The 25,603-nt window shown below is 69.4% G+C and carries 23 protein-coding genes; 12 read left to right on the top strand and 11 right to left on the bottom strand.

Annotation, left to right across the window (positions count from 1 at the left end; genetic code table 11):
• The first annotated feature begins 79 nt into the window (after positions 1–79).
• Positions 80–1,381: an O-acetylhomoserine aminocarboxypropyltransferase/cysteine synthase family protein gene (locus C5E06_RS01515; RefSeq protein WP_258064863.1), complete on the top strand. Its 1,302-nt coding sequence runs from the start codon at positions 80–82 to the stop codon at positions 1,379–1,381.
• A 247-nt stretch (positions 1,382–1,628) separates the two neighbouring features.
• On the opposite strand, the gene C5E06_RS01520 is transcribed toward C5E06_RS01515, so the two are convergent.
• Positions 1,629–2,165 (bottom strand): CGNR zinc finger domain-containing protein, encoded by a 537-nt coding sequence (locus tag C5E06_RS01520; protein WP_104305776.1) that lies wholly within the window; start codon positions 2,163–2,165, stop codon positions 1,629–1,631.
• 26 nt (positions 2,166–2,191) lie between these two features.
• Here C5E06_RS01520 and C5E06_RS01525 point away from each other — a divergent pair, with 26 nt between their 5' ends.
• Together C5E06_RS01525 and C5E06_RS01530 are read left to right on the top strand one after the other, a co-directional pair.
• Complete coding sequence (locus tag C5E06_RS01525; protein ID WP_104305777.1) at positions 2,192–2,467, top strand: hypothetical protein; 276 nt, start codon at positions 2,192–2,194, stop codon at positions 2,465–2,467.
• A gap of 185 nt (positions 2,468–2,652) precedes the next feature.
• Positions 2,653–3,102 carry a hypothetical protein gene (locus tag C5E06_RS01530; protein WP_104305778.1) on the top strand — a complete coding sequence of 150 codons (450 nt, stop codon included), beginning with the start codon at positions 2,653–2,655 and terminating at the stop codon, positions 3,100–3,102.
• 292 nt (positions 3,103–3,394) lie between these two features.
• Here the strand turns inward: C5E06_RS01530 and C5E06_RS01535 are convergent, their stop codons facing one another.
• The 4 genes from C5E06_RS01535 to C5E06_RS18900 all read right to left on the bottom strand — a co-directional run bounded on the left by C5E06_RS01535 (position 3,395) and on the right by C5E06_RS18900 (position 6,136).
• The gene (locus C5E06_RS01535; protein ID WP_104240099.1) at positions 3,395–3,859 is read right to left on the bottom strand and encodes a DIP1984 family protein; all 465 of its coding nucleotides are present in this window, start codon (positions 3,857–3,859) and stop codon (positions 3,395–3,397) included.
• Positions 3,860–3,871: 12 nt separating this feature from the next.
• On the bottom strand, positions 3,872–4,795 hold the full coding sequence (locus tag C5E06_RS01540; protein WP_104305779.1) for a hypothetical protein: 924 nt from the start codon (positions 4,793–4,795) through the stop codon (positions 3,872–3,874).
• Positions 4,796–4,942: 147 nt separating this feature from the next.
• Positions 4,943–5,857, bottom strand: coding sequence for a hypothetical protein (locus C5E06_RS01545; RefSeq protein WP_104305780.1), 915 nt, complete (start codon positions 5,855–5,857; stop codon positions 4,943–4,945).
• 87 nt (positions 5,858–5,944) lie between these two features.
• Entirely contained in the window at positions 5,945–6,136 is a 192-nt protein-coding gene (locus C5E06_RS18900; RefSeq protein ID WP_146081271.1) for a hypothetical protein, read from the bottom strand.
• Here C5E06_RS18900 and C5E06_RS01550 point away from each other — a divergent pair.
• From C5E06_RS01550 to C5E06_RS01560, 3 genes are all read left to right on the top strand, one after another.
• On the top strand, positions 6,122–7,195 hold the full coding sequence (locus tag C5E06_RS01550; protein ID WP_104305781.1) for an aminotransferase class V-fold PLP-dependent enzyme: 1,074 nt from the start codon (positions 6,122–6,124) through the stop codon (positions 7,193–7,195). The genes C5E06_RS18900 and C5E06_RS01550 overlap by 15 nt on opposite strands.
• A gap of 32 nt (positions 7,196–7,227) precedes the next feature.
• Positions 7,228–8,913 (top strand): threonine/serine exporter ThrE family protein, encoded by a 1,686-nt coding sequence (locus C5E06_RS01555; RefSeq protein ID WP_104305782.1) that lies wholly within the window; start codon positions 7,228–7,230, stop codon positions 8,911–8,913.
• A 99-nt stretch (positions 8,914–9,012) separates the two neighbouring features.
• On the top strand, positions 9,013–10,053 hold the full coding sequence (locus C5E06_RS01560; protein ID WP_104305783.1) for an NAD(P)-dependent alcohol dehydrogenase: 1,041 nt from the start codon (positions 9,013–9,015) through the stop codon (positions 10,051–10,053).
• A gap of 518 nt (positions 10,054–10,571) precedes the next feature.
• On the opposite strand, the gene C5E06_RS01565 is transcribed toward C5E06_RS01560, so the two are convergent.
• Entirely contained in the window at positions 10,572–11,753 is a 1,182-nt protein-coding gene (locus C5E06_RS01565; RefSeq protein WP_104305784.1) for a Gfo/Idh/MocA family protein, read from the bottom strand.
• A gap of 145 nt (positions 11,754–11,898) precedes the next feature.
• On the opposite strand from C5E06_RS01565, the gene C5E06_RS01570 reads away from it, so the two are divergent.
• The gene (locus C5E06_RS01570) at positions 11,899–14,475 is read left to right on the top strand and encodes an excinuclease ABC subunit UvrA (RefSeq protein WP_181062852.1); all 2,577 of its coding nucleotides are present in this window, start codon (positions 11,899–11,901) and stop codon (positions 14,473–14,475) included.
• Here the strand turns inward: C5E06_RS01570 and C5E06_RS01575 are convergent.
• The 4 genes from C5E06_RS01575 to C5E06_RS01590 form a co-directional block, all read right to left on the bottom strand.
• A complete protein-coding gene (locus C5E06_RS01575; protein ID WP_104305786.1) occupies positions 14,427–14,720 on the bottom strand; it encodes a twin-arginine translocase TatA/TatE family subunit in 294 nt (97 codons plus the stop codon). The two genes, C5E06_RS01570 and C5E06_RS01575, sit on opposite strands and share 49 nt — an antisense overlap.
• A gap of 36 nt (positions 14,721–14,756) precedes the next feature.
• Positions 14,757–15,752 carry an intradiol ring-cleavage dioxygenase gene (locus C5E06_RS01580; RefSeq protein WP_104305787.1) on the bottom strand — a complete coding sequence of 332 codons (996 nt, stop codon included), beginning with the start codon at positions 15,750–15,752 and terminating at the stop codon, positions 14,757–14,759.
• Between the two features lie 188 nt (positions 15,753–15,940).
• Complete coding sequence (locus C5E06_RS01585) at positions 15,941–16,939, bottom strand: alcohol dehydrogenase catalytic domain-containing protein (protein WP_104305788.1); 999 nt, start codon at positions 16,937–16,939, stop codon at positions 15,941–15,943.
• Entirely contained in the window at positions 16,936–17,397 is a 462-nt protein-coding gene (locus C5E06_RS01590) for a MarR family winged helix-turn-helix transcriptional regulator (RefSeq protein WP_104240110.1), read from the bottom strand. The genes C5E06_RS01585 and C5E06_RS01590 overlap by 4 nt, the downstream gene beginning before the upstream one ends.
• Before the next feature lie 132 nt (positions 17,398–17,529).
• Here C5E06_RS01590 and C5E06_RS01595 point away from each other — a divergent pair, with 132 nt between their 5' ends.
• The 3 genes from C5E06_RS01595 to C5E06_RS01605 are packed head-to-tail and all read left to right on the top strand — an operon-like array spanning position 17,530 to position 22,241.
• Entirely contained in the window at positions 17,530–19,149 is a 1,620-nt protein-coding gene (locus C5E06_RS01595) for a phenylacetate--CoA ligase family protein (protein ID WP_258063002.1), read from the top strand.
• 3 nt (positions 19,150–19,152) lie between these two features.
• A complete protein-coding gene (locus C5E06_RS19115; protein WP_181062853.1) occupies positions 19,153–21,114 on the top strand; it encodes a hypothetical protein in 1,962 nt (653 codons plus the stop codon).
• A complete protein-coding gene (locus C5E06_RS01605) occupies positions 21,111–22,241 on the top strand; it encodes a hypothetical protein (protein ID WP_104305789.1) in 1,131 nt (376 codons plus the stop codon). Before C5E06_RS19115 ends, C5E06_RS01605 begins: the two co-directional genes overlap by 4 nt.
• 53 nt (positions 22,242–22,294) lie before the next feature.
• Here C5E06_RS01605 and C5E06_RS01610 read toward each other — a convergent pair whose 3' ends face one another.
• A complete protein-coding gene (locus tag C5E06_RS01610) occupies positions 22,295–23,233 on the bottom strand; it encodes an alpha/beta hydrolase fold domain-containing protein (protein WP_104305790.1) in 939 nt (312 codons plus the stop codon).
• Between the two features lie 37 nt (positions 23,234–23,270).
• On the opposite strand from C5E06_RS01610, the gene C5E06_RS01615 reads away from it, so the two are divergent.
• Both C5E06_RS01615 and C5E06_RS01620 read left to right on the top strand, forming a co-directional pair.
• Positions 23,271–23,930 (top strand): hypothetical protein, encoded by a 660-nt coding sequence (locus C5E06_RS01615; protein ID WP_104240114.1) that lies wholly within the window; start codon positions 23,271–23,273, stop codon positions 23,928–23,930.
• Positions 23,931–23,987: 57 nt separating this feature from the next.
• Positions 23,988–25,037: an aromatic acid exporter family protein gene (locus C5E06_RS01620; protein ID WP_181057683.1), complete on the top strand. Its 1,050-nt coding sequence runs from the start codon at positions 23,988–23,990 to the stop codon at positions 25,035–25,037.
• The last annotated feature ends 566 nt before the right edge of the window (positions 25,038–25,603 follow it).

Consider the following 25,603-nt stretch of genomic DNA (forward strand, 5'->3'; position numbering starts at 1 on the left):
AACGCTCGAGGCCCCTCGCGTATTTCCAAAGGTTTCGCCGCGGCTCCACAAGCTGACGCGAGTTCCGTACGTTGACCCTGTGGCCATTGAAGAGCGAAACGAACAGACCTTTGCGACCAGGCAGATCCACGCCGGCGCGGTCGTCGACAGCGACGTCGGCGCACGCGTGACCCCGATCTACCAGAGCGCCGGGTACGTCTTCCCGTCCTACGACGAGGCCGAGGCCCGATTCTCCGGCGAGAGCGTCGGGCGCGCCTATTCGCGCGGCGACAACCCGACGAACGTCGTCGCGGGGAAGCGCATCGCGAACCTGGAAGGCGGGCGGAACGGGCTCGTCGTGTCGAGCGGGCAGGCGGCCATCGCCATGACCCTGTTCTCGCTGGCCGCCTCCGGTGACCACATCCTCTCGACGGCGAGCCTCTACGGGGGCACCCGGCAGCTGTTCGACGGCAGCCTCACCCGGCAGGGCCTGAACTTCGAGTTCCTCCGCGCGGATGCGAGCGAGGAGGAGTGGCTCGCGCGCATCCGCCCCGAGACTCGGGCCGTGTACACGGAGTCGATCCCCAACCCGAAGAACGACGTCGTCGACCTCGAGCTGCTCGGGCGCGTAGCCGCCAAGGCCGGGGTGCCGCTCATCGTCGACAACACGGTCGCGACCCCCTACCTCTGTCGCCCCATCGAGTGGGGCGCCGACATCGTCATCCATTCCACCTCGAAGTGGCTCTCGGGTCATGGCTCGGTCATCGGCGGTGTCATCGTCGATGCTGGGAAGTTCGACTGGGCCGCCAACTCCGAGCGGTTCCCGCACTTCACGAAGGGGTCGTTCGAGGGGGCCCCTTCCTTCATCGAGCGGTACGGCGCCGACACGTTCATGAGCTACGTGAAGTCGGTCACGGTCCTCGACTACGGACCCACGGTGCCGCCGACCAGTACGTTCCTGTTGCTGCACGGCATCGAGACGCTGTCGCTGCGCATGGAGCGCCATGTCGCGAACGCGCAGCGCGTCGCCGAATGGCTCGAGGCCCGACCCGAGGTCGCCTCGGTCGACTACTCGGGACTGCCGTCGAACGAGTACCACGCCCTGGCCCAGAAGTACCTGCCGGACGGTGCTGGTTCCGTCGTCTCGTTCGACCTTCCCGGCGGCCCGGATGCGGCGCGCAAGTTCGTGGAGGCCCTCGACCTGGTCAGTCACATGACGCACATCGGCGACGTGCGATCGCTCGCGCTGCACATGGAGTCGACGATCTTCAAGCGCTCCTCGCAGGAGCAGCGCGACGAGGCCGGTGTGACGCCAGGACTCATCCGCCTGTCGATCGGCATCGAGGGGATCGAGGACATCCTCGCCGACCTCGAGCGCGGCCTCGAGGCGACGCGGTCCTAGCAGGCGCGGCCCCTGCCTGGCGCGGCCCTGCCTGGCAAAGCTCCGGGTGGTCGGCGTCGCGTGCGTGCGACTCGCGCCGGGTGAGCTTGCGGGGTTTCTGCATCCCTGATGGGTTTCGATGCTGGGCGTGATGGGTTTCGGTGACTGGTCATGGGTTTCTTCCCATCACGGTCGCGGGAACCCATCACGCGCATCCCGGGCACCTCGCAGGCGCCCTCGGCGAGGAGCGTGCTGGGTGCGGATGCGCTCACCTCGTCGCGCGAGCCCGGTGTCGGCGAACGGCGGCCCGGTTCGCGCAACGCAACGAGCAGTAGCGCTGGCGCCCGTTGCGGGTGACGTCGACGACCACGTTGCGGCACTCGTCGCCCTCGTCGAGGCCGGCCGCGCACCGGCCGAGGCGGTGCATGCCTCGCGTCGTGAGGTGCAGGGCGGTGCCGACGGTGATGACGGCGAGCAAGATGTCCGGCAGTGACATGTTCCAGTCGCGGTAGTGGAGGTGCCAGCCTTCGTTGTCGTGGTTGGTGAGGCGCGGATATGCCGTCGCCGAGGCCATGAGGGTGTTGAGGACCTCGGCGCGCTGTTCGTCACTCGGGGCATCCACGACGCGGAGCCACTCGTCGATCACGGCTCGGGTGCGCGCGTGGTCCTCGGCCTCCGGCGGAAATGGCATGGTCATCCCGTGCTCGCGGGTGCGAGCGAGGAGCGCGGGGCGGTCCGCTGGCCAGTCGTTGGCCAGCGAAGCGGCCAGGATGACGGCGTACTCACCGTAAGGGTTGAGATGCATAAGGCTATTACACCAGGCTCGATGGCATGAAGAAACTCACGCCAGCAGATGACTTCGCCACGCACCCTATCGCGCTCCCCGCCGCCGCGCACGCGCCCGTTCCAGCAGTCGCCGACGCCGGGCCGACGTGCGTCGAGCACGGATGGGTCACCGCATCCCGACACGCGACGTCGCTCGGCACGATCATCTACAGCGCCTGTGCGAGCTGTGGCACGCACCGGGCGGAGCTCCTCGAGCCGCGCGACTGCTTTCCCACACCCATCTCTCACGCGGTCGGCGTGCGCTCCGCAGATCGCTCCTAGGTTCGGGAGAGGTGCCGCGGGGGCTGGTTCCGCCCGCAGGCCCGCAGGCGCGGAAGGCCGGAAGTCCGCATGCACGGCCACGGATGCGTCACATCCATCTCTCGGATGACGAAGTTCACCACTTCGGATGACGCGATAGACCCGGTCCAACAAGTAGGGTCACTCCTGTGCACCCCCGTCGAGCAGTGACCTTCGTCGCCCTCAGTGTGCTCTCCGTGACCTCGCTGTCGGCCTGCGCGACGCCCGATCCGGTGCGCCTGGTCGATCACCTCAAGGTCAACGAGCTCTCGGCGACGATGGAGATCGATGAGCTGCTCCCCGAGGACGCGAGCGCGTTTGTGCTCGGCTGCCCGTACAGCGATGTCGATGCGCTCGCTGCGAGCTCCGGCATCGACCGCGAGCTGTTCCGCGTCGGCGACCGCGACCTGCCGGGCCTGACGACCGACGGCCCGGTTGCACTGCTGCCCGTCATCGACGGCAAGGTGCGCCCCGGCGTTTCCTACGACACGCAGCACGTGTCGATGTGCGGAACCCACAACGAGGCGACCATCGACCGCGGATCGACGCTCACCTTCGCGCAGGACGGCTACGGGCAGTGGTTCGCCGTATCGGTGTTGCCGAGCGAGCAGGTGTAACGCGAACGAGGCGCCACCGAACCCCGCGGGCACGCAGAAGGCGCTGCCCGTCGTTCTCGGTGCGGTGAGGTCCCCGATCCCGCCCTCGGCGTCCGGCCAGCACATGGTGATGAGGTGTCCTACGTGCGCGGTTCCCGGTGAGGGATGCTGGGCTGAGGTGTGACGGCCGAAGCCGAGACGCTGCCCACCGCGTCGACAGGTGGACTGGAAACCGCCAGCCCTCGGTGTGTGCTCGCGCCGTTCGCCTACCGACTCACCGCGACAGTCTTCCCCGTGTTCGCTCCGTCGACGGCTACGCCTCGAGGAGCTCCACCTCCCAGTTCGTGCGCTGGATGACGACGTCCAATTCGCGGAGCGCCTGCGCGACCCCGTCGGCCTTGGCACGCACGTCGCGCACCGGCAGGGCGGACATCTGCCGCAGCTCGCTGCGCATCTGCCGCTGCCCCCACGACCCGGCCGCCGCATCCGCTGCCCGCACCAGGATGCTGTGCTGCGTGCGCAGCGTCTCCCGCGCCGCGAGCAGCGCCGTGATGGTGCGCCCATCTTCCGTGGGCGCGGTCGCGTTGGTGATGTTGATCGACGTCACGAGACGCTCCAGCTGCAGGAGGCGAGTCGCGCACTCCTCGAGCAGCTCACTCGCGTCTTCGGTCGGCTGCTCACCCTCCTGATAGGAGGCGTTCGCGACGATGCGAGCCTGCAACGACTCGACGCGCTTCTGCAGATCAGCGCGCTCCAGGAGCGCTTCGGCGAGTTTCATGTGCTCACGATCTCACGTCGTTGCTGGCTCGATGATGATGGGGCCGAGCGGGGAACTCTCGTGCGTGATCGAGACGGAGACATTCCCGGCGACGCCCGCAGGGATGCCGAACACGTCGGCGCGGTCGATCGATTCGACGCTGCAGCTGGCACCGTCACCGTCTTTCGCGAGGTACCGGTAATTGATCGAGACCTCGGATGCGCTCAATGTGATGAGTTCGCTCGGCACGTGGCTGCACGGCTCAGCGCCGTCTGGGCGGATGACTGTGAAGGTCCCGTCGTCATTGGCGACGACCACGGGCCGACGCCGCGTGATGTCCGTTCCGGGGATGAGGGCCGACTGCTCGGCTGTCGCGACGGGTGCCACAGCGCCGTCCAGCGTGGTGAAAGCTGGGGCGACCGCCTCCGTCGTCGCCCCGGACGGGATCTCCACGGTCGGGTCGTCGGTCTGCACGTACTCACTCGTCATGCGCACCTCGACACCCTCCGGGTCGATCCCGGGCGGGACCTGGAACTCGTCGACCCTCGTCATCCCGGTCAGTGTGCAGGCCTGTTCAGGATCGCCCAGGTAGGCGTACGTGATGAGGATCGTCGTGCTGTCGAGCACCATGAGCCGCGACGGCGCCTCACTGCAGGTGTCAACCCCGTTGTCGCTGCGAACGACGCGGAACGTCTCCCGGTCCTCGCTCAGCACGGCGGCTTCGACCCGGAAGTTGTCCTCCTGGCGGAGCAGCTCTTCTTCCTCCTGGGTCGCAGCTCTGGCCACCGCGAGATCGAACTCCTCGACGTAGACGCCTCCGTCAGCCCCGGGCGTCTCGCTCGGGTTCCCGACTCGCGGGTCCGTGGGCGCGCATCCGACGAGCGTCGCGAGAGCCAGCGCGGCAAGAGCCGCGGCGAGGGGCGTCTTCGAACGGCGCAGCGCTGTCGTCTCGGTCATGCTCGAAGGCTACAGAGCGGGGCGGTCCCGGGGAAGGCTCCGGCTGTGCGACACGGCGCTGCCGGGTGGGCTGCGGGAGGGCGAGTTCAACTCGCGATGAGGAGTCGAGGCGCCTGTCCTGGAATCACGCAGCTGCCTTCTCCCGTCTCACGTCGGGAGCTGCTCGATGACGATGGGGCGGTACTTCGGGTACTCGAAGGCGATCGAGACGGCGACCGCACCGGTGACGCCCGCCGGGGCAGAGAAGGTGTCGGTGCGATCGATCTGCTCGAGGCCGCAGTCCTGACCGGGTTCGCCGAGGAAGCGGTAGTGCACGGCGACCTCGGAGGCGCTCAGTGCGACGAGCTCTGCTGGCATCCGGCCGCACGGATCGGCGGAGTCCGTGCGGACAACGGAGAACGAGCCGTCCGGGTGCGAGATGACGGCAGGCACTGGGCCGTAGGGGTCGGTGCTGACGACCGTGGCCGATTCCTCGGGCGTAGAAATCGCCGAGCTCAGCAGCTCGAACGCGTTCAGGCTCGGGAACTCGACGTTCGCACCCCCACCGCCGTCCGTGGCCGGTGCCGCATCGAACGCGAGTGGCGCGGGTAGCGTCGCCTCGTTCGCGGTGCGCACCTCGACGCCGCGCGGTTCGATTCCAGGCGGGACCTCGAACTCGTCGACGCGGGTCGTCCCCACGGCGCTGCACAATTGGCCAGGTTCGCCGAGGAAGCGGTAGGTCACGAGGATGGTCGTCGGGTCGACGACCATCAGGCGGATGGGGGCTTCGCTGCAGGAGTCATCCGGACTGTCTGTGCGGATCACCGTGAAGCGGGTGCCGTCCTCGCTGAGGACCGCCGCCCCGTTGACACGATCCGGCGAGCTCAACAGCTCGCCCTCCGTGGGCGTGGCAGACCGGGCGGGTTCTGGTTCGAACTCGACGAGGTACGGCTCGTCACCCGGGGACCGGTCTCCGGTCTGCGGATCGGCGGGCGCGCATCCCACGAGCCCTGCGACGGCGAGGGCGAGGACCGCCGCGCAGAGGGGCGTCTTCGAACGGCGCAGCGCTGTCGTCTCGGTCATGCTCGAAGGGTACCGAGCGGTGCGGCCGTCGGGAAGACGTGATCGCGCGACCGCGGAACGGCAGACTCAGGCTGGGGAACTGGTCGGTCACGACAGGATGTGGAGCTGTCGCACCTCGTCGATGAGCTCCACGGTGATGGGGGCCGCGGCCACCTCGAGCGGAAGACCGAACTCGTCGACGACGGAGACGCCCACCGCCATGCAGTTCGACGTGGCCTCGCGCTCGGAGATGATCGCCCCACCACCGGTCGCTAGCCTGGCCTCATGTCCTGGATCCACGCAGCCTCCTTCACGGCGGAGCCCCTCTACTTGAACACCGCGTCGATGGGCCTGCCGCCGAAGGCGACAACGGATGCGCTCACGCGGGAGATCACAGGCTGGAGCGCGGGGCGCCGACAGGCGAACGACTACGACGCCACGGTCACTCGATCGCGGCAGCTCTACGCGGAGCTCGTACACGTGCCCGCCGCCTGGGTGGCGATCGGCAACCAGGTCTCGCCCCTCGTCGGACTCATCGCAGCCTCGGTCCCGGACGGCGCCGAGGTGCTCTTCGCGGAGAACGACTTCACGAGCGTCAGCTTCCCGTTCGCGGCCCACGCCGACCGTGGCCTGAGGCTGCGCGAGGTGCCCGTGCACACTCTCGCCGAGGAGATCGGCTCGGACACGGCCTGGGTCGTCGTCTCGGCGGTGCAGTCCTCGACGGGCACCCTCGCCGACCTCGACGCCATCGAAGCTGCGGCGAAGAAGCACGGGGCGCGCACCCTCATCGACCTCACGCAGTCCGCCGGGTGGAACGACGTCGACGCGAGCCGCTTCGACGCGACCGTGTGTGCCGCCTACAAGTGGCTGCTGTGCCCGCGAGGCACCGCCTTCCTGACGCTCGATCCGGAACTGCACGACAGCATCCGCCCGCTCGCCGCGAACTGGTACGCAGGTGAGGACCCGTGGTCGAGCATCTACGGGCTGCCGCTCCGGCTCGCAGCGGATGCGCGACGCTTCGACGTCTCGCCCGCCTGGCAGGCATGGGTCGGCACCGAGGCCTCGCTCGAGTTCCTCCTCGGAGTGGGGGCGCCGGAACTGCAAGCCCACGCGCTCGAGGTGAGCGCCGCATTCGCGTCGGCGGCGGGACTCCCGGATGCGCGCTCCGCGATCCTCGCGCTCGCCCCCGTCGAGGGCGCAGCCCTGCAGATCAAGGACACGCTCGAGCGCCTCGACGTGATGGCCGCCAACCGCGCCGGTAACTTGCGGCTGTCCTTCCACGCGCACAACACCGCCGACGAAGTCGAGCCGCTCGGAGCGGCGCTGAGAGGCCTCGTGCACATCGTCTCCGGACGCTGACGCGGCCCCTCCCGCGCAATTAGACTCCGGCCGTGCGCGGTAAGAACTTCTTCGACAACCTGGCCAGGAAGGTCGGCGGGAAAACCCCGTCGACGACCATCGGGCGCCGCGCGCAGCGTGCCCTGCTCGCCGAACGCAGCATCCGCGAGGTGCTCGAGCTGGCCGTGCGGGTAGGCGAGACGATGCTCGCGCTCGGTGCCTCCGCGACGGACGTGACGGACGCGATCCGCCGCACCACGAAGGCGTTCGGCGTCGACTGCCAGATCGACCTCACCTTCACGTCGATCCTCGTCGTGCACGACGGGGCGAACGACGGCGCGGGCATCAGCCTGCTGCGCGTCGTCAACAGCCGCCTCCCCGACTACGACCGCCTCACCCGGGTCATGGAGCTGTCGCGCGAGATCGCGGCCGACCCCAACGACATCGACGTCGCTGAGACGATCGACGACCCGGCGAAGCTGGAAGAGGCCCTGCAGCAGCTCGAGTCGTTCCACCAGCGCCTCGACGAGATCCTCGTCGCCCCGCAGCGCTTCCGCCGGTCGATGGTCACCGTGTGGCTCGCGCTCATGGCCGGCGGCGTCGGCTTCCTACTCGGCGGCGGACCGCTCGTCTGCCTGCTCTCGGCGGCGACGACCGTGATCGTCGACCTCGTCCTCCAAGCGCTTGGCCGTTGGGGGCTTCCCGCCTTCTTCCTGCAGATCGCTGGCGCCGCTATCGCGACGGGGGTGGCCGTTGGCCTGCTCGCGTTGCGTCCGGTGCTGCCCGTCGACTTCGCCGCGCTCCCGCCGGCGCTTGTCGTCGCATCCGGGCTTGTCGTGCTGCTCGCCGGGATGTCGTTCGTGGGTGCAGCGGACGACGCTATCAACGGCTTCCCCATCACGGCGATGGGGCGGCTGCTCGAAGTGGTGCTGCTCACGCTCGGCCTGATCGTCGGCATCGCCATCGTGCTCGACGTCGCGCGGGGCCTCGGCATCGACCTGCGCCTCGTCGAGCGATCCGTGCAGCCGTGGCCGTCGGCCGTGCAGGTGGTCGGCGCCGCCATCGCAGCCGCGGCGTGGGCGCTCGCGTCCTACGCGACCGTGCGCACCGCCCTGGTCGCCATGGTGTTCGGCGGAATCGCGTACCTCGGCTACGACATCCTCGTGACAGCCGGAACAGAGCCGCTCGTCGCGACCGCCGTGCCCGCCCTCATCATCGGCGTCCTCGGCGAAGGCCTCTCACGCAAGCTGCACATCCCCGCCACCATCACCACCGTCTGCGGCACCGTGCCCCTGCTCCCAGGATTGGCCATCTACCAGGGGATGCTCGACATCACGTCGAGCTCCTCCTCGGACGACGGCGTGCTGCGACTCGTGCAGGCGGGCTCCATCGGCATCGGCATCGCCGGCGGCGTCACCCTGGGGCGGTTCCTCGCCCGGCAGTTCCGGCGTCGTCGTCGTGGCGCGCCGCGCGAGGCGAGGGTCATGTCGAAGCGACAGTTCCGAGGAACCGCGACCGCCGGCCCTGAGACACGCGCCATGTACGTCATCCCCGACGAGGTCGCCGTCGGCCTCGAGACAGGAATGCTGCGCATCGTCTCGGTCGACGAGGTCGTGGATGCGGTGACCGGCGCCGCCGCGAAGGGTCCAGATGCGCCAGCTCAGCCGGACGCGACGGCGCGGCCGACGCATCCCAACGTCGCGCTCAAGCGCGGCGACCTGAACGCTCGCGGAGAGTGACGGTCGGGGGCGAGGCATAGAGTCTCCTCGGTCCCGCCGTGCTCCGAGAACCGGAGCAGGCGAGCGAACGACCTCCACGCACATCCCGAAGGAGCACGAATGACGACCGCGAAGGCCTACGCCGCCCCCTCAGCAACCGAACCGCTCGAGTCCATCACCATCGAGCGCCGCGACGTCGGAGCGAACGACGTGCTCATCGACATCGCCTACTCCGGCATCTGCCACTCCGACATCCACACGGTGCGCGGCGAGTGGGGCCAGGTCCCCTACCCGCTCGCCCCCGGCCACGAGATCGTGGGCACCGTCGCCGAGGTCGGCTCCGACGTCACCAAGCACAAGGTCGGCGACCGCGTCGGCGTTGGCTGCATGGTCAACTCGTGCCGCGAGTGCGACAACTGCAAGGCCGGCTCCGAGCAGTACTGCACCAACGGCAACGTCATGACGTACGGCGGCAAGGACCGCGACGGCAGCATCACGCAGGGCGGATACGCGACGAACGTCGTCGTCGATGCCGACTTCGTGCTCAGCGTGCCGGAGAGCATCCCGTACGAGAAGGCCGCCCCGCTGCTCTGCGCCGGTGTCACGACGTACTCGCCGCTTGCCCACTGGAATGCAGGACCCGGCAAGAAGGTCGCCGTCGTCGGCATGGGCGGCCTCGGCCACATGGCCGTGAAGATCGCCGTCGCCATGGGCGCCGAAGTCACCGTGCTCTCGCAGACCCTCAGCAAGCAGGAAGACGGACTGCGCTTCGGAGCGAAGCACTACTACGCGACGAGCGACAAGGCCACGTTCTCAGAGCTGCGGAACACGTTCGACCTCATCATCAACACGGTGAGCGCGAACCTCGAGATCGACCAGTACCTCAACCTGCTGACGCTCGACGGCACCATGGTCTACGTCGGTGCGCCGGCCGAGCCGATCCCCGTGCGCGCGTTCACGCTCTTCAACAACCGCCGCTCCTTCGCAGGATCGACGATCGGGAGCATCCGCGAGACGCAGGAGATGCTCGACTTCTGCGCCGAGCACGACATCGCGCCGGAGATCGAGCTCATCGACGCCGCGCAGATCAACGAGGCCTACGAGCGCGTCCTCAAGTCGGACGTGCGCTACCGCTTCGTGATCGACGCCGCCACGTTCTAGAGCGGCGCCGCGGCAGCTCTCCCGCCGGCGCGGCGGCTCTCCCGCCGGCGCGGCGTTCTGGCGCCGGCGCCTGGCGCGCATCTTGAGTTTCGGGATGGCTTTCACGCCTCGGGATGGGTTGCAACCCATCCCGAGGCGTGAAACCCATCCCGAAACTCGTTGCGCGGCGGGCGTCGTGCCGCGCGTTCTGCCGGGCGCCGCCGGCGGCTACGCGCGCGTCGGGCATGTCGTGCCAGCGGCCGTCTTCGATGGACGCCTGCGCGGCCTCGGCGCTGAGTTTCGGGATGGCTTTCGCGCATGCGGGTGGGTTGTAAGTCATCCGGGGGCGTGGAACCCCATCCCGAAGCTCGTCGTGCGGTGGGCGTTCCGCAGGGCGTCCGGCCGGGATGCGGCGCTGAGTTTCGGGATGGCTTTCGCGCATGCGGGTGGGTTGTAAGTCATCCGGAGGCGTGGAACCCATCCCGAAACTCGTTGCGCGGCGGGCGCTGTGCCGCGCGTTGCGCAAGCCGTGCCGGTGGCTACGCGCGGGCGGGCACGTCGTGCCAGCGGCCGTCCTCGATGGACGCCTCCGCGGCCTCGACGATCTGCGCGGCGACGAGCCCGTCGGCGACCGACGGAGCGACCTGCCTGCCCGTGACGACGCTCTCCAGGAACCGCGCCGCCTCGATGGTCTTGAGGTCGTCGAAGCCCATGCCGGTTCCGCCGCCCGGCTGGAAGCGGTGGAACTCGCCGTGGCCGGGGGACATGTAGACGGTCGTGTAGCCGTACGGGTTCGACGAGTCGAGGCAGACCTCGAGCTCGTTGAGGCGCTGGAAGTCCCACCGCAGCGAGCCCTTCGTGCCGTACACCTCGAGGGCGTACTCGGCGCGGGGGCCGCGCATGATGCGGCTGGAGTCCATGATGCCGATCGCGCCGTTGTCGAAGCGCATGAGCAGGGCGGCGTAATCCTCGTTCTCCACGGGCTTCAGCTCGCCGGTTCCGGGGGCGGAGCGGTCGACGATGCCCGTGCCCGGGGCTGGGCGCTCGGTGATGAAGGTCTCGGCGGTCGCGGAGACGCTGCCGATGCGGCCGACGACGTGCTGGGCGAGGTCGAGGCCGTGCGAGAGCAGGTCGCCGAGCACGCCGGATCCGGCGCGCTCGCGCTCGAAGCGCCACGTGAGCGGTGCGAGGGCGTCGGACGAGTAGTCGGCGAGGAGCGCGCCGCGCACGTTCGTGACGCGGCCGATGGCGCCCTCCTCGATGAGCTGCTTCATGTGGGCGATCGCGGGTGCGTTGCGGTAGTTGAACCCGACAGCCGTGACGATGCCGGCGGCATCCACTGCGGATGCGATGCGCCGCGAGTCGGACGCATAGCGTCCCATGGGCTTCTCGATCCAGAACGGCTTCCCGGCTTCGGCTGCCGCGATGGCCATCTCGGCGTGCAGGAAGTTGGGGGAGCAGATCGAGACGACGTCGACCTCCGGGTCGGCGAGCACTTCGTGGTAGTCGGCGACGGTGCGCTCGAAGCCGAGTCGTTCTTCTGCCTGTGAGCGGGCTTCCGGCACGGGGTCGGCGGCGACGACGAGCCGCGTCTTGATGCCAAGCTCGGGGAAGTGGTCGGGGACGGCTCGGTAGGCGCGCGAGTGGAGGCGACCCATCCAGCCGACGCTGATGAGGCCGACGCCGATGGTGCGGGGCGTGGTGGTGGTCTGGTCGGTCATGGGAACTCCTTTGTCCAGCTTGGAGCTGTCATATGTTCGGACAACGAGACATTTCTACCCGGTGTGGTCGTGTCGTAGCTCTGCGTAACCTTGCGTTACCTGAAGCGTTCAGTTTCGGGTCGAGAGCGCGAGTCATGCTGTTCCGATGGGTTTCGTCGAAGGACACACATCAGTTGCAGCGCCGGACCGGGTGGTGGTCCGAGGCGCCCGCGAGCACAATCTGCGGGACGTCGATGTCGATATCCCGCGGGATGCCCTCGTCGCGTTCACGGGGGTCTCGGGCTCGGGGAAGAGCTCGCTCGCGTTCGGGACGCTGTACGCCGAGGCGCAGCGGCGGTACTTCGAGTCGGTCGCACCCTACGCACGCCGCCTCATGAACCAGGTCTCGCCGCCCGACGTGGATTCAGTCGAGGGCCTGCCGCCTGCGGTCGCGCTCCCGCAGCAACGCGGAGGCGGGAGCGCTCGTTCGACGGTCGGGAGCACGTCGACGATCGCGAATGTCGTGCGCATGCTGTTCTCGAGGGTCGGCGTGTATCCGGAGGGTGCGCCGATGCTGCTCGCGGAGGACTTCTCGGCGAACACCGTGCAGGGTGCCTGCCCGAACTGCCATGGGCTCGGCCGTGTCTACGAGGTGCCCGAGTCGCTCATGATCCCGGATGCGTCGCTGAGCATCCGCGACGGGGCGATCGCCGCGTGGCCGACGGCGTGGCACGGCAAGCAGCTCCGGGACAGTCTCGTCTCGCTCGGCTACGACATCGACATCCCGTGGCGCGAGGTTCCCAGCGAGCGCCGGTCGTGGCTGCTGAACACGACGGAGAAGCCGCAGGTGCCGGTGTTCACGGGCAGGTCGCCCGCGCAGGTTCGCGCCGCGGTGGCGGCGGGCGACGAGCCCTCGTACATGAGCACGTTCGTCGGCGTGAAGCGGTACGTGCTCGATACCTTCGCCAATTCGAAGAGCGAGCGGATGCGCGAGAAGGCGGCCGCGTTCATGGAGAGCGTGCAGTGCCCGTCGTGTCGGGGCACGCGGTTGAAGCCGGATGCTCTTGCCGTGACGTTCGAGGGGCTCGACATCACGCAGCTCGCGGCGATGCCGCTGCGCGAGCTGGCCGTGCTGATGGAGCGTGTGCTCGAGCCCGGCTGGGTGCGGGAGGGGGAGGCGCTTGCCCCGGAGCAGGACCTCGCCGCGCGACGGCTGGCTGGTGAGCTGTGCGCGCGACTCGCGCCGCTCTCGGACCTCGGTCTGGGCTACCTCTCGCTCGACCGGCAGACGGGGACGCTCTCCGGCGGTGAGCTGCAGCGGCTTCGGCTCGCCAACCAGCTGCTCGCGGGGCTCTTCGGTGTCGTGTTCGTGCTCGATGAGCCGTCGGCGGGTCTGCATCCTGCCGACACGGAGGCGCTCCTCCGGATCCTGCGCGGGCTCCGCGATCGGGGCAACACGGTCTTCTACGTCGAGCATTCGCTCGACGTGATCCGCGAGGCGGACTGGATCGTCGACATCGGCCCGGGGGCAGGAGCTTCCGGCGGCCGCATCGTCTACTCGGGCGCTCTCGAGGGGGTGCGGTCCGCCGAGGAATCGGTGACGCGGCGCTACCTGTTCGACTGCGAGGACTCGCCCAAGCCGAAGCTGCGTGAGGCTCGGCCCAGGGAGCAGCAGGTGGCGCTCGAGGGTGTGGTGCGCAACAACATCCGCGGACTGTCCGTGGCGTTCCCGCTCGGCTGCCTGACCGCGGTCACGGGGGTCTCGGGCTCGGGGAAGACGACGCTGGTGAACCAGGCGCTGCCCGACTTGCTCCGCGCGAGTCTTGCGAGTGAGCTGGGCGAGGCCGTCGCCGATGAGGAGCCGGACGGGGCAGACCCCATGGTCGCCGTCGCGGCGGAGACCACGCGCGGTCGAGCCATCGGCCCGGCCGAGCGGCTCACGCGCATCGTGCAGGTCAGCCAGGCGCCGATCGGGCGCACGTCACGCTCGAACGTCGCGACCTACACGGGGCTGTTCGACCGCATCCGCTCGCTGTTCGCCGCGACGGATGAGGCGAAGCGCAGGCGGTACTCGGCGAGCCGATTCTCGTTCAACCTCCCCAGCGGCCGTTGCCCGACGTGCAAGGGCGAGGGGACGATGGAGGTCGAGCTGCTCTTCCTGCCAACGGTGCAGGCACCGTGCTCGACCTGTGGCGGGAAGCGCTACAACGCGGAGACGCTGGAGATCGAGTACGAGGGGTCGTCGATCGCGGACGTGCTCGCGATGAGCGTCACCGAGGCGCGGGAGAAGTTCGCCGGTCGGGCGGAGGTGCTCCAGCATCTGGATGCGCTCACCGATGTCGGGCTCGGCTACGTGTCGCTCGGCCAGCCCGCGCCGGAGCTCTCGGGCGGCGAGGCGCAGCGCGTGAAGCTCGCTGCCGAGCTGCGTCGGGCTCAGCAGGGCGACACCCTCTATCTGCTCGACGAGCCGACCTCAGGGCTGCACCCCGCTGATTCCGATCGCCTCCTCGGGCATCTCCACGACCTCGTCGATCTGGGGAACACCGTCATCCTCGTCGAGCACGACATGCGCGTCGTCGCCGGCGCGGACTGGGTGATCGACATGGGGCCGGGTGCGGGGGACGAGGGCGGCGAGGTCGTCGCGCAGGGCACGCCGCAGGAGGTGGCGGCTGCCGACGGCAGCGCGACCGCCCCCTACTTGAAGCTCGCCGTGGAGCGGCTGGTGGTATCCGGGAAGCGCTGATCCGGGACCGCTCCTCGCGGCTGGCTCGGCGTTCCTCCCTTGAGGTGACCGTCGGTGCTGACCTCCGGAGCGGTCACCGGGGGTGCCTCGGTCGCCTCGGTGTCCAGGGCTCGCACCTCCGTCTTGAGGATGCGCATCGACTGTCCGACGCTCTTCGCGAGGGCGGGCAGCTTGGACGCGCCGAAGATGAGCACGATGATGGCGAGCACGGCGAGGCCGTGCCAGCCGGTGAGATTCGCGAGCATGTCGGGATCCTTCGGTTGTCGGTGGTCGGTGGTCGATCAGCTCCCGGGTCCGCCGGAGCCGCCTGGCCCTCCGGCACCGCCACCACCGGAGGGGGCCGCGCCTGCGGTCGGGGCGGTCGTGGTGTCGACGCGCACGGTGAGGGCGACGTTGTAGCCGCTCGTCGCATCGCCCGTGACGGTTGCGAGCTGCAGGGCTCCGCCGTCGTCGCCGAACACATTGTCGGAGTCGAGGCTGACCTGGGCAAGGTTCGAGGCGGAGCCCTCATAGCCCGCGAGCGCGTAGACCGCGTCCGAGGCGTACTCGGGCAGCGCGACCTGCGAGGTCGAGATCGCGTTGGTGGACTCGGTGATGTCGTCGACCGTCGGGTACACCTCGAAGTGGATGTGCGGCCAGCGGCCCGTGTAGCAGGCAGGGAAGATCGACGTGAAGGTGACGCTGCCGGAGCTGTCGGCGACCTGGACCCCGCGGAGGAAGGTCTCGTTCTCGATGCCCTCGGAGTACATGGAGTAGCCACCTGTGGCGTCGCAGTGCCAGACGTAGACGGCGACGTTCTCGAACGGCCGGTCGCCGTTCGCCATGTCGAGGATCGTGAGCGTGAGCGTCATGGGCACGCCGGCAGCTGCGGTGCTGCTGCCGATGCTCGTGCGGATGTCGCTGCGCACGACCCCGGACTGTTCGAGCACATCCGCGCCGTTCGAGCCGTCGCCCGGATAGGGGCCGGCTGTCTCGTCGGGGATCTCGCTCGCTGGGAGGGCGCCGGCCGCTGCCGAAGCGCTCGAGGTAGGGCTAGCCGTGGCAGCTGCCGTCGCCGCGGCGGTGCCCGCAGCACCCGACCCGGCAGGGGTGCACGCGGCGAGGGCGACCGTTCCGACGCCCACTCCGAAGATGCTGAGCAGTCCGCGCCGCGACAGGAGCGTGCCGATGTCGAAGGCGACGCCCTGGTCGACGACCTCCTCGTCCGCTCGGTCGAGGAGCCTGCCCTCGTAGGCGGGTCCGTCAGGCGTGAGGTCGGGTTCGGGAATCTTGATCATGGCGGTGCTCCTGCTCTTCATCGGGGATGAACGTCAGCATGAGTCGCCTGCCCAGGAGGGGGCTATGGCGATGCTACGAGTCGCCTATGGAGCTGTGGGGTGGTCGCCCGAGGTGGCGTCAGGCAACGGAGGGAGCATCCAGCCGTGCGCCGCGTGCAGCCCGGACGCCGCGCGGGTCAGCCCGCGGATCAGAGCTCTGAGCCAGTCCACGGCACTGCCACGAGCTTGCCAACGTAGCGACCAGACTCCATGTCGGTGTGCGCCTGGGCGATCTCGTCCATCCGGTACACGTGGCCGATGGGGACGCGTGCGTCGCCCCGTTCGACCGCATCGATGAAGTCCTGCAGCACGTGCGGGGGCAGGTCGTTCGCCTCCCCAGAATAGGCAGTGAGGCGAACCCCGTTGGGCAGCCATGCGATGGGGTAGAACTCGGGGATGATCCAGTCGTCCGCGAGCATGCCGGTGAAACAGGCTGTCCCTCCCGTGCGCACGGCTCGAAGCGTGTCGCGCAGCGTCGTCGCGCCGACGAGCTCGACTGCCCCATCGACCCCGTCCGGAGCGATCTCGCGGATCTGAGCTGCGACCGCACCGTTCTCGAGCAGCGGATGCTCGATGCCGAGGTCGCGCAGGTGATGGAAGCGGTCGGGGTTACGGGTCGTCGAGAAGACGCGTATCCCGCGCATGACGGCGAGCGCTGCGATCGCGAGCCCGACCGACGATGTTCCGCCGCGGATGAGGATGCTGTCGCCCTCTTTCGCCTGGAGGCCGGTCGACAGGGACCCCCAGGCGGTCTGCAGCATCTCGGGGAGCGCGCCGAGCATCGACCAGTCGAGATTGCTGCGGAAAGGGATTACCTGTGCTGCCGGGACCGTCACGCACTCCGCGTAGCCGCCGTCGAACGACCGGCCCATGCCGCCCATCATGGTCGCGACCTGCTGGCCTGGTCTGAAGTCGCTGCCTGGCGCATCCACGACGATGCCGGTCGCCTCGATTCCCGGCACGCGGGGGAGCTCGCCGGCCTCGGCGACGCCTGAGCGGAAGTGGTACTCGGAGCGGTTGAGGCCGAACGCCTGCACGCGGATGAGCACCTCGCCAGGGTGCGCCTTCGGCCTCTTGATGGTTTCGAGCTGCAGCTTCTCCGGGCCGCCGAACTCGCGCAGCACAACCGCACGCATGCGCTCGCTCACTCGCTTGCCGATCCTTCTGCAGCGTCTGTGGGCGCGGTGGTCAGCGAGTGCAGCCGGGCCGAGAGCTCATCTCGTTCGGCGCGAGTGCCCGTGAGGTCGAGGCGGGACGTCAGGTACGCCTCGAGGGCGGAAGACCCCTGGACCTGCGCCCGCGAGCCGCTGGCCGTCAGCTCGACGAGGGCCGAGCGGCGGTCATCAGGGTTCGCGCGCCTGCTGCAGTGCCCGTCGCGCTCGAGTCGGTCGATGAGCTTGCTCGCGGCGCCCACCGTGATGCCGATCGTCGCGGCGAGGTCGCTCGCCCGCACGGTGCCGGCCTCGGCAATCGCGTTGAGGGCGTAGAGATGCGAGAGCGGGATTCCGATGGGGCGCAGAGCGGCGTCCGCGTCATTCCAGAGCCGGATCTGCGTGCTCACGAGTGCCCGCAGAAAGTCGGAGGACGGGGTCTTCGAATCGGTCATACAGGCATGCAACCACATTCCAGAGAACTATATTCCATGGAATGTATTATTTCTGGCGTCTCAGGCTGAATGTCCGTGGCTCGTGCTTAGCTATGCCCACACTTCGGCGGTGGCGAGAGGCGGGGGAGCGACGTGACGCAGCAGATCGGTGTTCGGGAGTCGGGGACAGGCAGAGCGGCGAGCCCAGGGCCAGCCGGCTTGCAGCGTGCATCCAAGCTGCGGCAGACGCTGCTGCGCCTCGGTTCCGGTGCGCTCACGAAGACCTACGACCTCTACCACCTGCACCCCGCCGTCTGGCGGTGGACCGCCCGCCACTACGTGCCGGCCATGGGCGACTTCGCGAAGTTCAACGCCTGGATGATCTGCCAGCGCGCCAACCTCGACGTGCCCGCGTACCAGCGGTGGCTGCACGAGAACGACTTCACGTTCCGGTGGTGGCAGCTCTCGAGCTACCCCGAGACGAGCAAGGACGACTACGTCAAGCGCTACACGGAAGATGAGCGCTGCTGGGGCGGGGAGATCGACACGGTCGGCACCGTGGTCGATGAGTCGAGCGGGTCGAGCGGTTCTCCCTTCAACTGGATCCGCGGGCGGCACGAGCTGAAGACGATCCACAACAACGTCGCCGGCTACATCACTCTGCTGTTCGGCACGAAGAAGCTCTTCGGCATCAACGCCTTCTCGATGGGGGCCTGGGCGACCGGCACCAACACGGGCCACGCGCTGTCGAAGATCTCGATGGTCAAGAACACCGGCCCGGACATCGACAAGATCGTCGACACCATCCGTCACTTCGGCCCGAAGTACCAGTACCTGGTGAGCGCCTACCCGCCGTTCCTGAAGCACCTGCGCGACCGGCTCGACGGCGAGGAGTGGTTCGACTGGTCGAAGCATCGACTCAACGGGTTCGTCGGCGGCGAGGCGATGACCGAGGGGCTGCGTGACTACCTGGAGGAGCGCTTCGGCCGCGTGTACTCGGGGTACGGGGCATCCGACCTCACGATCGGCATGGCGGGCGAGTCCGACGCGTGCGTGTGGCTGCGCCGGGCGATGTTCGCCGATGAGCGACTGAGGCGGGCGCTCCTCGGTGACGACGAGTCTCGCATTCCGATGGTCTTCCAGTACAACCCGCTCGAGACCTACCTCGAGACGAACGCGAGCAACGAGCTCGTCGTGACCCTCAACTCGTCTGCCGTGCTCAGCCCGAAGCTGCGCTACAACATCGGCGACGAGGCGAAGATCCTCTCATTCCCCGAGGTGCGGGAGAAGATCGCCGAGCTCGACCCGGCGTTGTCCAGGGCGTTCCACCGCGCATTCGCGGTCCAGCGGATGAAGCTGCCGTTCCTCCTGCTCTTCGGCAGGAAGGACTCGACCATCTCGTACATGGGCGCGAACCTCTACCCGATCGACATCGAGAACGGGCTCTACCGCGACAACCCGCACGCTGGCGACATCGAGTCGTTCAAGCTCGGGCTGCTCGAGCTCGATGGCCACGAGCAGCGGCCCGTCGTGCATCTCCAGCTGCGCGAGGGCGCGGCGCTCTCGAGCGAGGAGCTCGCGACGCTCAGCGAGACGACGAGGGCGGGCATCGTCGACCACCTCGCCTCCGTCTCACGCGACTTCGCCCAGTCGCTCGACGAGGACCCGACGACGGGTGACCTCCGCATCGAGGTGCACTCCTTCGGCACGGGGCCGTTCACCGGGGGCAACGCGAAGATCAAGAACGTCTACGTCGTGAAGAACGCCGAGTAGGCCGTGTACACCACCGACTTCTCGAAGGCGCCCATCCAGGGAAGGGCGGAGGCCCTTGTCATCGTCGAGGGGCGCAGCGCCGAGCGGGAGGGCGTGATCTGGCGGCGGCGCCTCCGCGACCGCCGTGTCTCGGCGGAGCTGCTGCTCTTCGCGAGCGTCGAGCGCGCCCGCCAGGTCGCCGCTCGACACGACGGGCGCACGAAGCTCCTGCTCGCCGAGACCCGCGGCTACTCGAACGGCATCTGGCGGGCAGACCCCGAGCCGCCACCCGGCGAGATGGCGCACAACCCCCACTTCGCCCCCGTCGCCAAGGAACGGGCCGAAGGGCGCACGCCACCGCTCGTCGCCGAGCCCACGCGCAAGCCGAAGCGGCTCGCGACGCCCATCCCGCCGCCGTCGCACACGATCTTCGACACCGCATCGATGTTCGTGGGTGCGACCCGCTACACGACCCCGCTCGCCTGGGCAGTGACGAGTCGAATCTGGGGTCGGATGACCGGCAAGATGCGGCGCATGCCCGACTACTGCTGGCACGGCATCTACTGGGAGGCGCCGTGGACGCTCGGCACGCTGGCGAACTTCTCGACGCGCGACGCCCTCATCCGCTTCGCGAGGATGCCCGAGCACCGGCACCTCATGCAGTGGATCGTGAAGGACACCAAGAACGCCGACGCCGGGTTCATCCGACTCTTCGCGAGCGAGGAGGAGCTGGCGGGTCTCGAGGAAGGCGCAACGCGTCGAGAGACGGAAGCGGGTGACGCGTCGCGGCCTGCGCTCGAGGTGCGACGCGTCAGCTCTGAGCTCGAGTTCCTGGAGTTCGTCGAGCTGCCGGGGCGCGTCTCAGACCCGAGCCGTGAGGTGCTGGTGCTCGAGTCGACACTCCGCTCGTGGTGGAAGGACAAGCACGCGCACGAGTCGAAGGTGGAGCTGCTGCTCGCCTACCGCGACGAAGCACCGGTCGCCCGCGCCGTCACGCACACGAGCAGCGCCCTCGACGCGAAGCTCGGATCGAGCCTGCAGCTGTTCGGCGCCGTCGCCGCGGCCGACGCGGAGGCGCTCGGAGCGATCGTCGGAGCCATCGAGGAACGTGCCGCGAAGGCAGGTCGGCACGAGCTCCTCGGACCCGTCACCCTGCTCCCCAACCAAGTGGGCGGCGTCGTCACCTCGGGCTTCGGCGAGCGGGGATTCGTCGAGGGGGCCTGGAACCCGGATTGGGTGCCAGGCGCCTACGAGGGGCTGGGCTTCACGACGTGGAACGAGTCGGCGACATGGATCGCCCGACTCGAGCAGGGTCGCCTTGGACAGATCGAGAGCGACGCCTTCACGGCGCCGACCGAGGCCGAACTCGAGGCCGCCGGCATCGTCATCGAACGGGCGTCGCGGTTTCGGTTCGCACGTGATGTCGCTCGCCAGCGGGAGCTCGTCAACGCCGCCTTCGCCGAGCTGCCCTACTACACGCAGATCTCACCGGCGCAGATGCGCGAGGCGACCAGCGGGCTCGTCGCCATCATCGACCCCGCCATCTGGGTGTTCGCGCTCGACGCGAAGACGCGTGCGCCACTCGGCTTCCTGCTCTGCGTGCCCGACGTGACTCGCATCGTGCAGCGTTCCTCCGGTCGCATCGGGGCGAGGCAGCTGCTCGAGATCTGGCGCCAACGGCGCGAGCCGCGGGAAGCGGTGCTCACCATCCAGGGCACGGCGCCCGACGCTCGCGGTCGCGGGATCAGCACGCTGCTGGGGCGCACCGTCGGCGAGGCACTCATCGAGGGCGGTTACACGGCACTGCGCTCGACCTACATCGGCCTCGACAACCCCGCCTCGGCGAGGCAGCTCAGCAGGATGGGCGGATCGGAGCTGCACGGCACGGTGTTCTACCGGCGGCCCGTGGGCAATCGGGGCAGTCAGGGCACAGACACAGCGATCGCGGGGCAGCAGCAGGCGACGAACCAGGGGGAGCAGCCATGACCGGCATCCACACGCTGAATCAGATCATCGCCGACGCAGCGTCGGCACCGTCAGCGCACAACACCCAGCCGTGGTCGCCGCGCATGATCGGCGACGGGGTGGCCGTGGAGCTGAGGGTCTCGCGAAGACGAACGCTCCCAGCCGCAGACCCGACCGGACGCGACACGCTGCTCGGCCTCGGCGCGTGGCTCGAGGCCTTCAGCGTCAGCGCGGCATCGCACGGCGTGGCCTTCGACGTCGAGCTCCTCCCCGCGCTTGCCGACCCGGAAGCGATCGTGCAGGCCAGAAGCGACGAACCGGTGCTCCGCATCCAGCTGCACCACGACACCGTGTCTTCGCCCGGCGGCGACACGAAACAGCACGCCGAGTCCGCGTTCGACCCCGACTCCGAGCGACGGATGCTCGCCGCACGCCAGACCGTGCGCAGCGGGCTCGAGCCCGCGCGTGGTCTGGTGCTCGAGCTCTCCGGCTCGCTCCCCGAGTGGCTGCGGCTCGTTCCCGTCGACGCCGACGATCTGCGGCACTTCTCGTCCCTCGGCACGGCCGACACCCTGCGAGAGCCGGCTGTGGCGCGCGAGCTCGCGCACTGGCTGCGGCTCCACCCCTCGCATCCGCGCTACACGGTCGACGGGCTGAACGACAAGGCGCTCGGCATCCCCGCGTTCGCCACCCGGTTCGCTTCCGCGTTCACCAGGAAGCGGCGCCTCCGAGACGCGGCAGTCGGCGTCGCCGCACCGCTCGGCGAGCTGTGGCGTCGGGTGCTGCTCGAGGTGCCAGTGTCGGCCGCCGACGAAGACGCCCCAGCCGAGGCGACGGCCTTCGTGCTCGTCGCCGACACCAAGCTGCTCGACCTCGGCTCCGGGGCAGAGATCACGCGGGTGCTCAACTCCCCGCTCGGGCTGCCACCCGCGCGAGTGCTCGAGGCCGGCCAGGCGCTCATGCGCCTCTGGCTGCGTGCGACCGCGCGCGGGGCGGCGTTCGCGCCCGCCTCAGAGGTGATTGACTCCTCGCTCGCGCAGGGCGAGCTACGCTACCGGCTCGGCCTCTCCCGCCGCGACGTGCCGCTGTTCGTCACGCGCGTCGGAGTTCCGCGAGACGCACACCCGCCCCGGGCACCGCGACGCTGAACAGCGCCGCGCTGCGCGGAACGCGTCGTCCGCGCGGGTCCGCGCGGGTCCGCTCAGTCGAGGCGCCGCATCCACTCGCTGATCAGGTCGATGCCGCGAGTGAAGGCCGGGTCGCGCGGCCGATTGAGGAAGGCATGCGCACTTCCGGGAATCACGCGGTACTCGGTGTCGACGCTGGCTGCGGCGAGTTCGCGCGCGAACGACGAACCGGATGCGCGCATCGCGTCGCGGTCCGCGTCCACCACCAGCGAGGGCGGGAGGCCCGTCAGGTCGTGTCCGCCGGGGAACGCGTCCGGACGTGAGAGCACGTCCTCGCTCCCCGCGTAGTTGAGGTTCATGGCTCCGATGAGCCAGGGAGTGTGGACGTAGCGGCGGCTTCCGCGCAGTCGGCTCAGCAGCTCGGAGGACCGGGTCGGCAGCTGCGCGTGGAACGTCCCGTAGGTCAGGAACAGGCCCCGCACGGGAGAGCGCTCAGCTCGGGCGAGCCGGTACGCCGCCGCCGCAGCGAGGCAGGCACCGGCACTCGCCCCGCCGAGCACCACATCACGACCCGACCGGGAGGCGACCGCCTCGACGACCGCGAGCACGTCGTCGAGCGGCACCGGGAACCGCACGTCGGGGCGACGGTCGCGTTCCCACCGAGCTGAGCGTCCCGACTGTGGTGCGCGTCCAGACCGCTCCGGCCGCTGCGCGGACCCGGACGCCTCGCGTTGGGCCCGGTCGCGCCCGCCGAGCGTCACGAGCCGGTAGTCGACGGTCGTCACCTCGAACCCCGCGCGCGCGAGCGCGAGCGCGACCTCGTGCGTCTCCGGCTGGTCGAGGCCGCCCGAGTAGAAGCCGCCGCCGTGCAGCCAGATCACTGGCGAACTCGAGAGCCGGGCAGCGCTCGCGGCGGGCGCGTAGGACCGGACCGCCACCGGGCCGTTCGGGCCAGCGACGGCGGAACCCGTCGCATCCACCCCGTGCGGTGCAGTCGGCGAGCGTCTCGGCATCCGCCCACCATACGGGCACACGCTCTAGGCTCTTCGAATGCACGAGCTACGCCTCTCCCCGGAAACCCAGCGCCGTGCCGTCGCGCTGAACATGCGGCAGTCCTGGATCAGCCTCGGGATGCTCGCCCCGCTCCTGCTGATCCTCACCGTCATCTTCTCGCTGCAGGATTTCTGGCTCGGCTTCGGCTACGGCGCACTGATCGTCGTCCTCCTCGGGGGCTCCGTGCCGCTCTCCATCTGGCTCGCGCGCAAGTCGATGCGCGAGACCTACATCCGCTTCGGCGACGGCTGGATCGAGCACAGGTGGATGTTCCGCACCCGCCGGTTCGCGGCAGCCGAGGCCACCAGCGTCGTCACCGTCGACCGGATGTCATTCGGCGGCTTCTCCGGACCTCCCACCCATCACCTCATCGTGACGGGCCACGACCGCCGCCTGCTGATCCTCGTCGGACAGATGTGGAGCACGCAGCAGCTCACGGCGATCATGCAGGACCTCGCGAGCCGGGGCGTGCCGTGGATGTCCGTCCCCGAGCTCGTCACGCCGCCGCAGCTGCGCCAGCGGGACCCTCGCCTCGTGCCGTGGTGGCAGGCGCACCCGGTCGCCCTCGCCCTGCTCATCGCCGGCGGCGTCTTCATCTTCGTCATCCTGCTGCTCGTCGTCCTGGCCCTCGTCATCTTCACGGCGACCACGTCCTGACCGAGGCTCCTGGCCCTCGCTGAGCTTCGTCCCCGGCCCGCGGCCTACGCTGAGTCAGTGCGCTCCCTCTCCCGTCTCACCGGCCTCGACCGGATTCAGGCGAGCAAGCGCGTGCCCGCACTGCAGGTCGCGAAGACCGCCATCGCGGCCGTGGGTGCCTGGCTGCTCGCAGGGTGGCTCATCCCTGGCCCGCTGCCGGTGTTCGCCGCCGTCGCCGCGCTGCTCGTCGTGCAGCCGAGCGTCAACCAGTCGTTCGCGAAGGCGCTCGAGCGAAGCGCCGGCGTCGTCATCGGCGTCGCCGTCGCGAGCGCCATCTCGCTCGTGCTCGGCCCCCAGTCGTGGGTGATCCTCCTCGCGATCGTCGTCGCCATGATCGTCGCCTGGCTGCTGCGCATGACCGCAACGACCAGCAACCAGGTCGCCATCAGCGCCATGCTCGTGCTCGCGCTCGGCGCATCCACGCCCGAGTACGCGCTCGATCGCATCCTCGAGACCCTCATCGGCGCGGCCTTCGGGCTGCTCGTCAACGCCATCATCCTGCCGCCAGTGCTCGTCGGGCCTGCGCAGCGCGACACCGCGATGCTCGGCAACGAGATCGCCGCGTCGCTGGAGCGACTCGCCGACGCCATCGAGCAGCCGCAGACCGCCGCGAGCCTCACCGAGATGCTCCTCAAAGCGCGCCTGCTGCGCCCCATGGCGGGCGCCGCAGAGAACTCCATCGCCGACGGCCTGGAGTCCCTCGCCTTCAACCCGCGCAAGTCGAGCCACCACGAGGAGCTCGTCGAGTGCCGCCAGCTCCTCGACCGCTTCCGCCCGATCGTCACACAGCTCACCGGCATGACCCGCGCTGTCGCAGAGCACTGGGAGCCGACCCTCGCGGACGAGCCGCAGGCCATCGCGATCGCCGAGCAGCTCCGACGGGCAGCCCACGACACGCGCATCCTCATCCCGAGCGAGCCCGGAGAGCCCCGCGGGTTCATCCTCGAACCGCCCGCCCTCACCGCCCCGCTGGTCGTCTCGGCGCCAAAGGGCGGCAGCTGGGTGCTCATCGGCTCCCTCATCGAAGACCTCCGCCGCATCCACGAGGGGCTCACCGCCGACGCGTAGCGGCAGGGCACGCCCCTCAGCCTTCGCGGAGCGGCGGTGCACCCCTCTTCCTTCGCGCATTCGGTCGCCCGGTCTCGCTGGGCGGAGGCCCTCGCCCTGCGCGCCGGCATCAGCCGTTCGCCTGTGTTGGCGCGCGCCCGCGCCGCCCGTTTGCCCCACCTGGCCAACTTTCGTGATGAGGCGGCCGGGGATGCGCTCTCAGGGGGCCCGGCAGCGGTTCTCGTCACGCAAGTTGGCCGCCGCCGAGAGGGGCTGCCCTGCTGTCCAGCCCCAGGAATCCCCTCTCCCGTCCAGGGGCCCCTGTCCCGTCCTCGAGTCCCTGCCCCGCCGTCGGAATCCCCTGTCCAACTCGCGGGATGGATGGGCCCGGAATGTGCCCTTCGGGCCCCCGGTGCGCCGTTTTCGTCACGCAAGTTGGCCGCGCTGCACGCCGCAGGCCCGCCGCGCGCCGTGGCAGGGCATGCCAGTACCTGGCACACCTGCCCCTCCCGGGCGCAGGCTGATAGCGATCCAATGGAGGAACGGCGGCGGCCGGTGCTCTCGACGAGGGCGGCGGGCGCGCTGCC

The sequence above is a fragment of the Pseudoclavibacter sp. RFBI5 genome (genome assembly GCF_002931395.1).
GTDB lineage: Bacteria > Actinomycetota > Actinomycetes > Actinomycetales > Microbacteriaceae > Pseudoclavibacter.

Bases quoted from the DNA above. Each gene is read 5' to 3' on its own strand.
- C5E06_RS01520 (WP_104305776.1), bottom strand. From the start codon at position 2,165: ATGCATCTCAACCCTTACGGTGAGTACGCCGTCATCCTGGCCGCTTCG.
- C5E06_RS01525 (WP_104305777.1), top strand. From the start codon at position 2,192: ATGAAGAAACTCACGCCAGCAGATGACTTCGCCACGCACCCTATCGCG.
- C5E06_RS01535 (WP_104240099.1), bottom strand. From the start codon at position 3,859: ATGAAACTCGCCGAAGCGCTCCTGGAGCGCGCTGATCTGCAGAAGCGC.
- C5E06_RS01540 (WP_104305779.1), bottom strand. From the start codon at position 4,795: ATGACCGAGACGACAGCGCTGCGCCGTTCGAAGACGCCCCTCGCCGCG.
- C5E06_RS01545 (WP_104305780.1), bottom strand. From the start codon at position 5,857: ATGACCGAGACGACAGCGCTGCGCCGTTCGAAGACGCCCCTCTGCGCG.
- C5E06_RS01550 (WP_104305781.1), top strand. From the start codon at position 6,122: ATGTCCTGGATCCACGCAGCCTCCTTCACGGCGGAGCCCCTCTACTTG.
- C5E06_RS01560 (WP_104305783.1), top strand. From the start codon at position 9,013: ATGACGACCGCGAAGGCCTACGCCGCCCCCTCAGCAACCGAACCGCTC.
- C5E06_RS01565 (WP_104305784.1), bottom strand. From the start codon at position 11,753: ATGACCGACCAGACCACCACCACGCCCCGCACCATCGGCGTCGGCCTC.
- C5E06_RS01570 (WP_181062852.1), top strand. From the start codon at position 11,899: ATGGGTTTCGTCGAAGGACACACATCAGTTGCAGCGCCGGACCGGGTG.
- C5E06_RS01575 (WP_104305786.1), bottom strand. From the start codon at position 14,720: ATGCTCGCGAATCTCACCGGCTGGCACGGCCTCGCCGTGCTCGCCATC.
- C5E06_RS01580 (WP_104305787.1), bottom strand. From the start codon at position 15,752: ATGATCAAGATTCCCGAACCCGACCTCACGCCTGACGGACCCGCCTAC.
- C5E06_RS01590 (WP_104240110.1), bottom strand. From the start codon at position 17,397: ATGACCGATTCGAAGACCCCGTCCTCCGACTTTCTGCGGGCACTCGTG.
- C5E06_RS01605 (WP_104305789.1), top strand. From the start codon at position 21,111: ATGACCGGCATCCACACGCTGAATCAGATCATCGCCGACGCAGCGTCG.
- C5E06_RS01610 (WP_104305790.1), bottom strand. From the start codon at position 23,233: ATGCCGAGACGCTCGCCGACTGCACCGCACGGGGTGGATGCGACGGGT.
- C5E06_RS01615 (WP_104240114.1), top strand. From the start codon at position 23,271: ATGCACGAGCTACGCCTCTCCCCGGAAACCCAGCGCCGTGCCGTCGCG.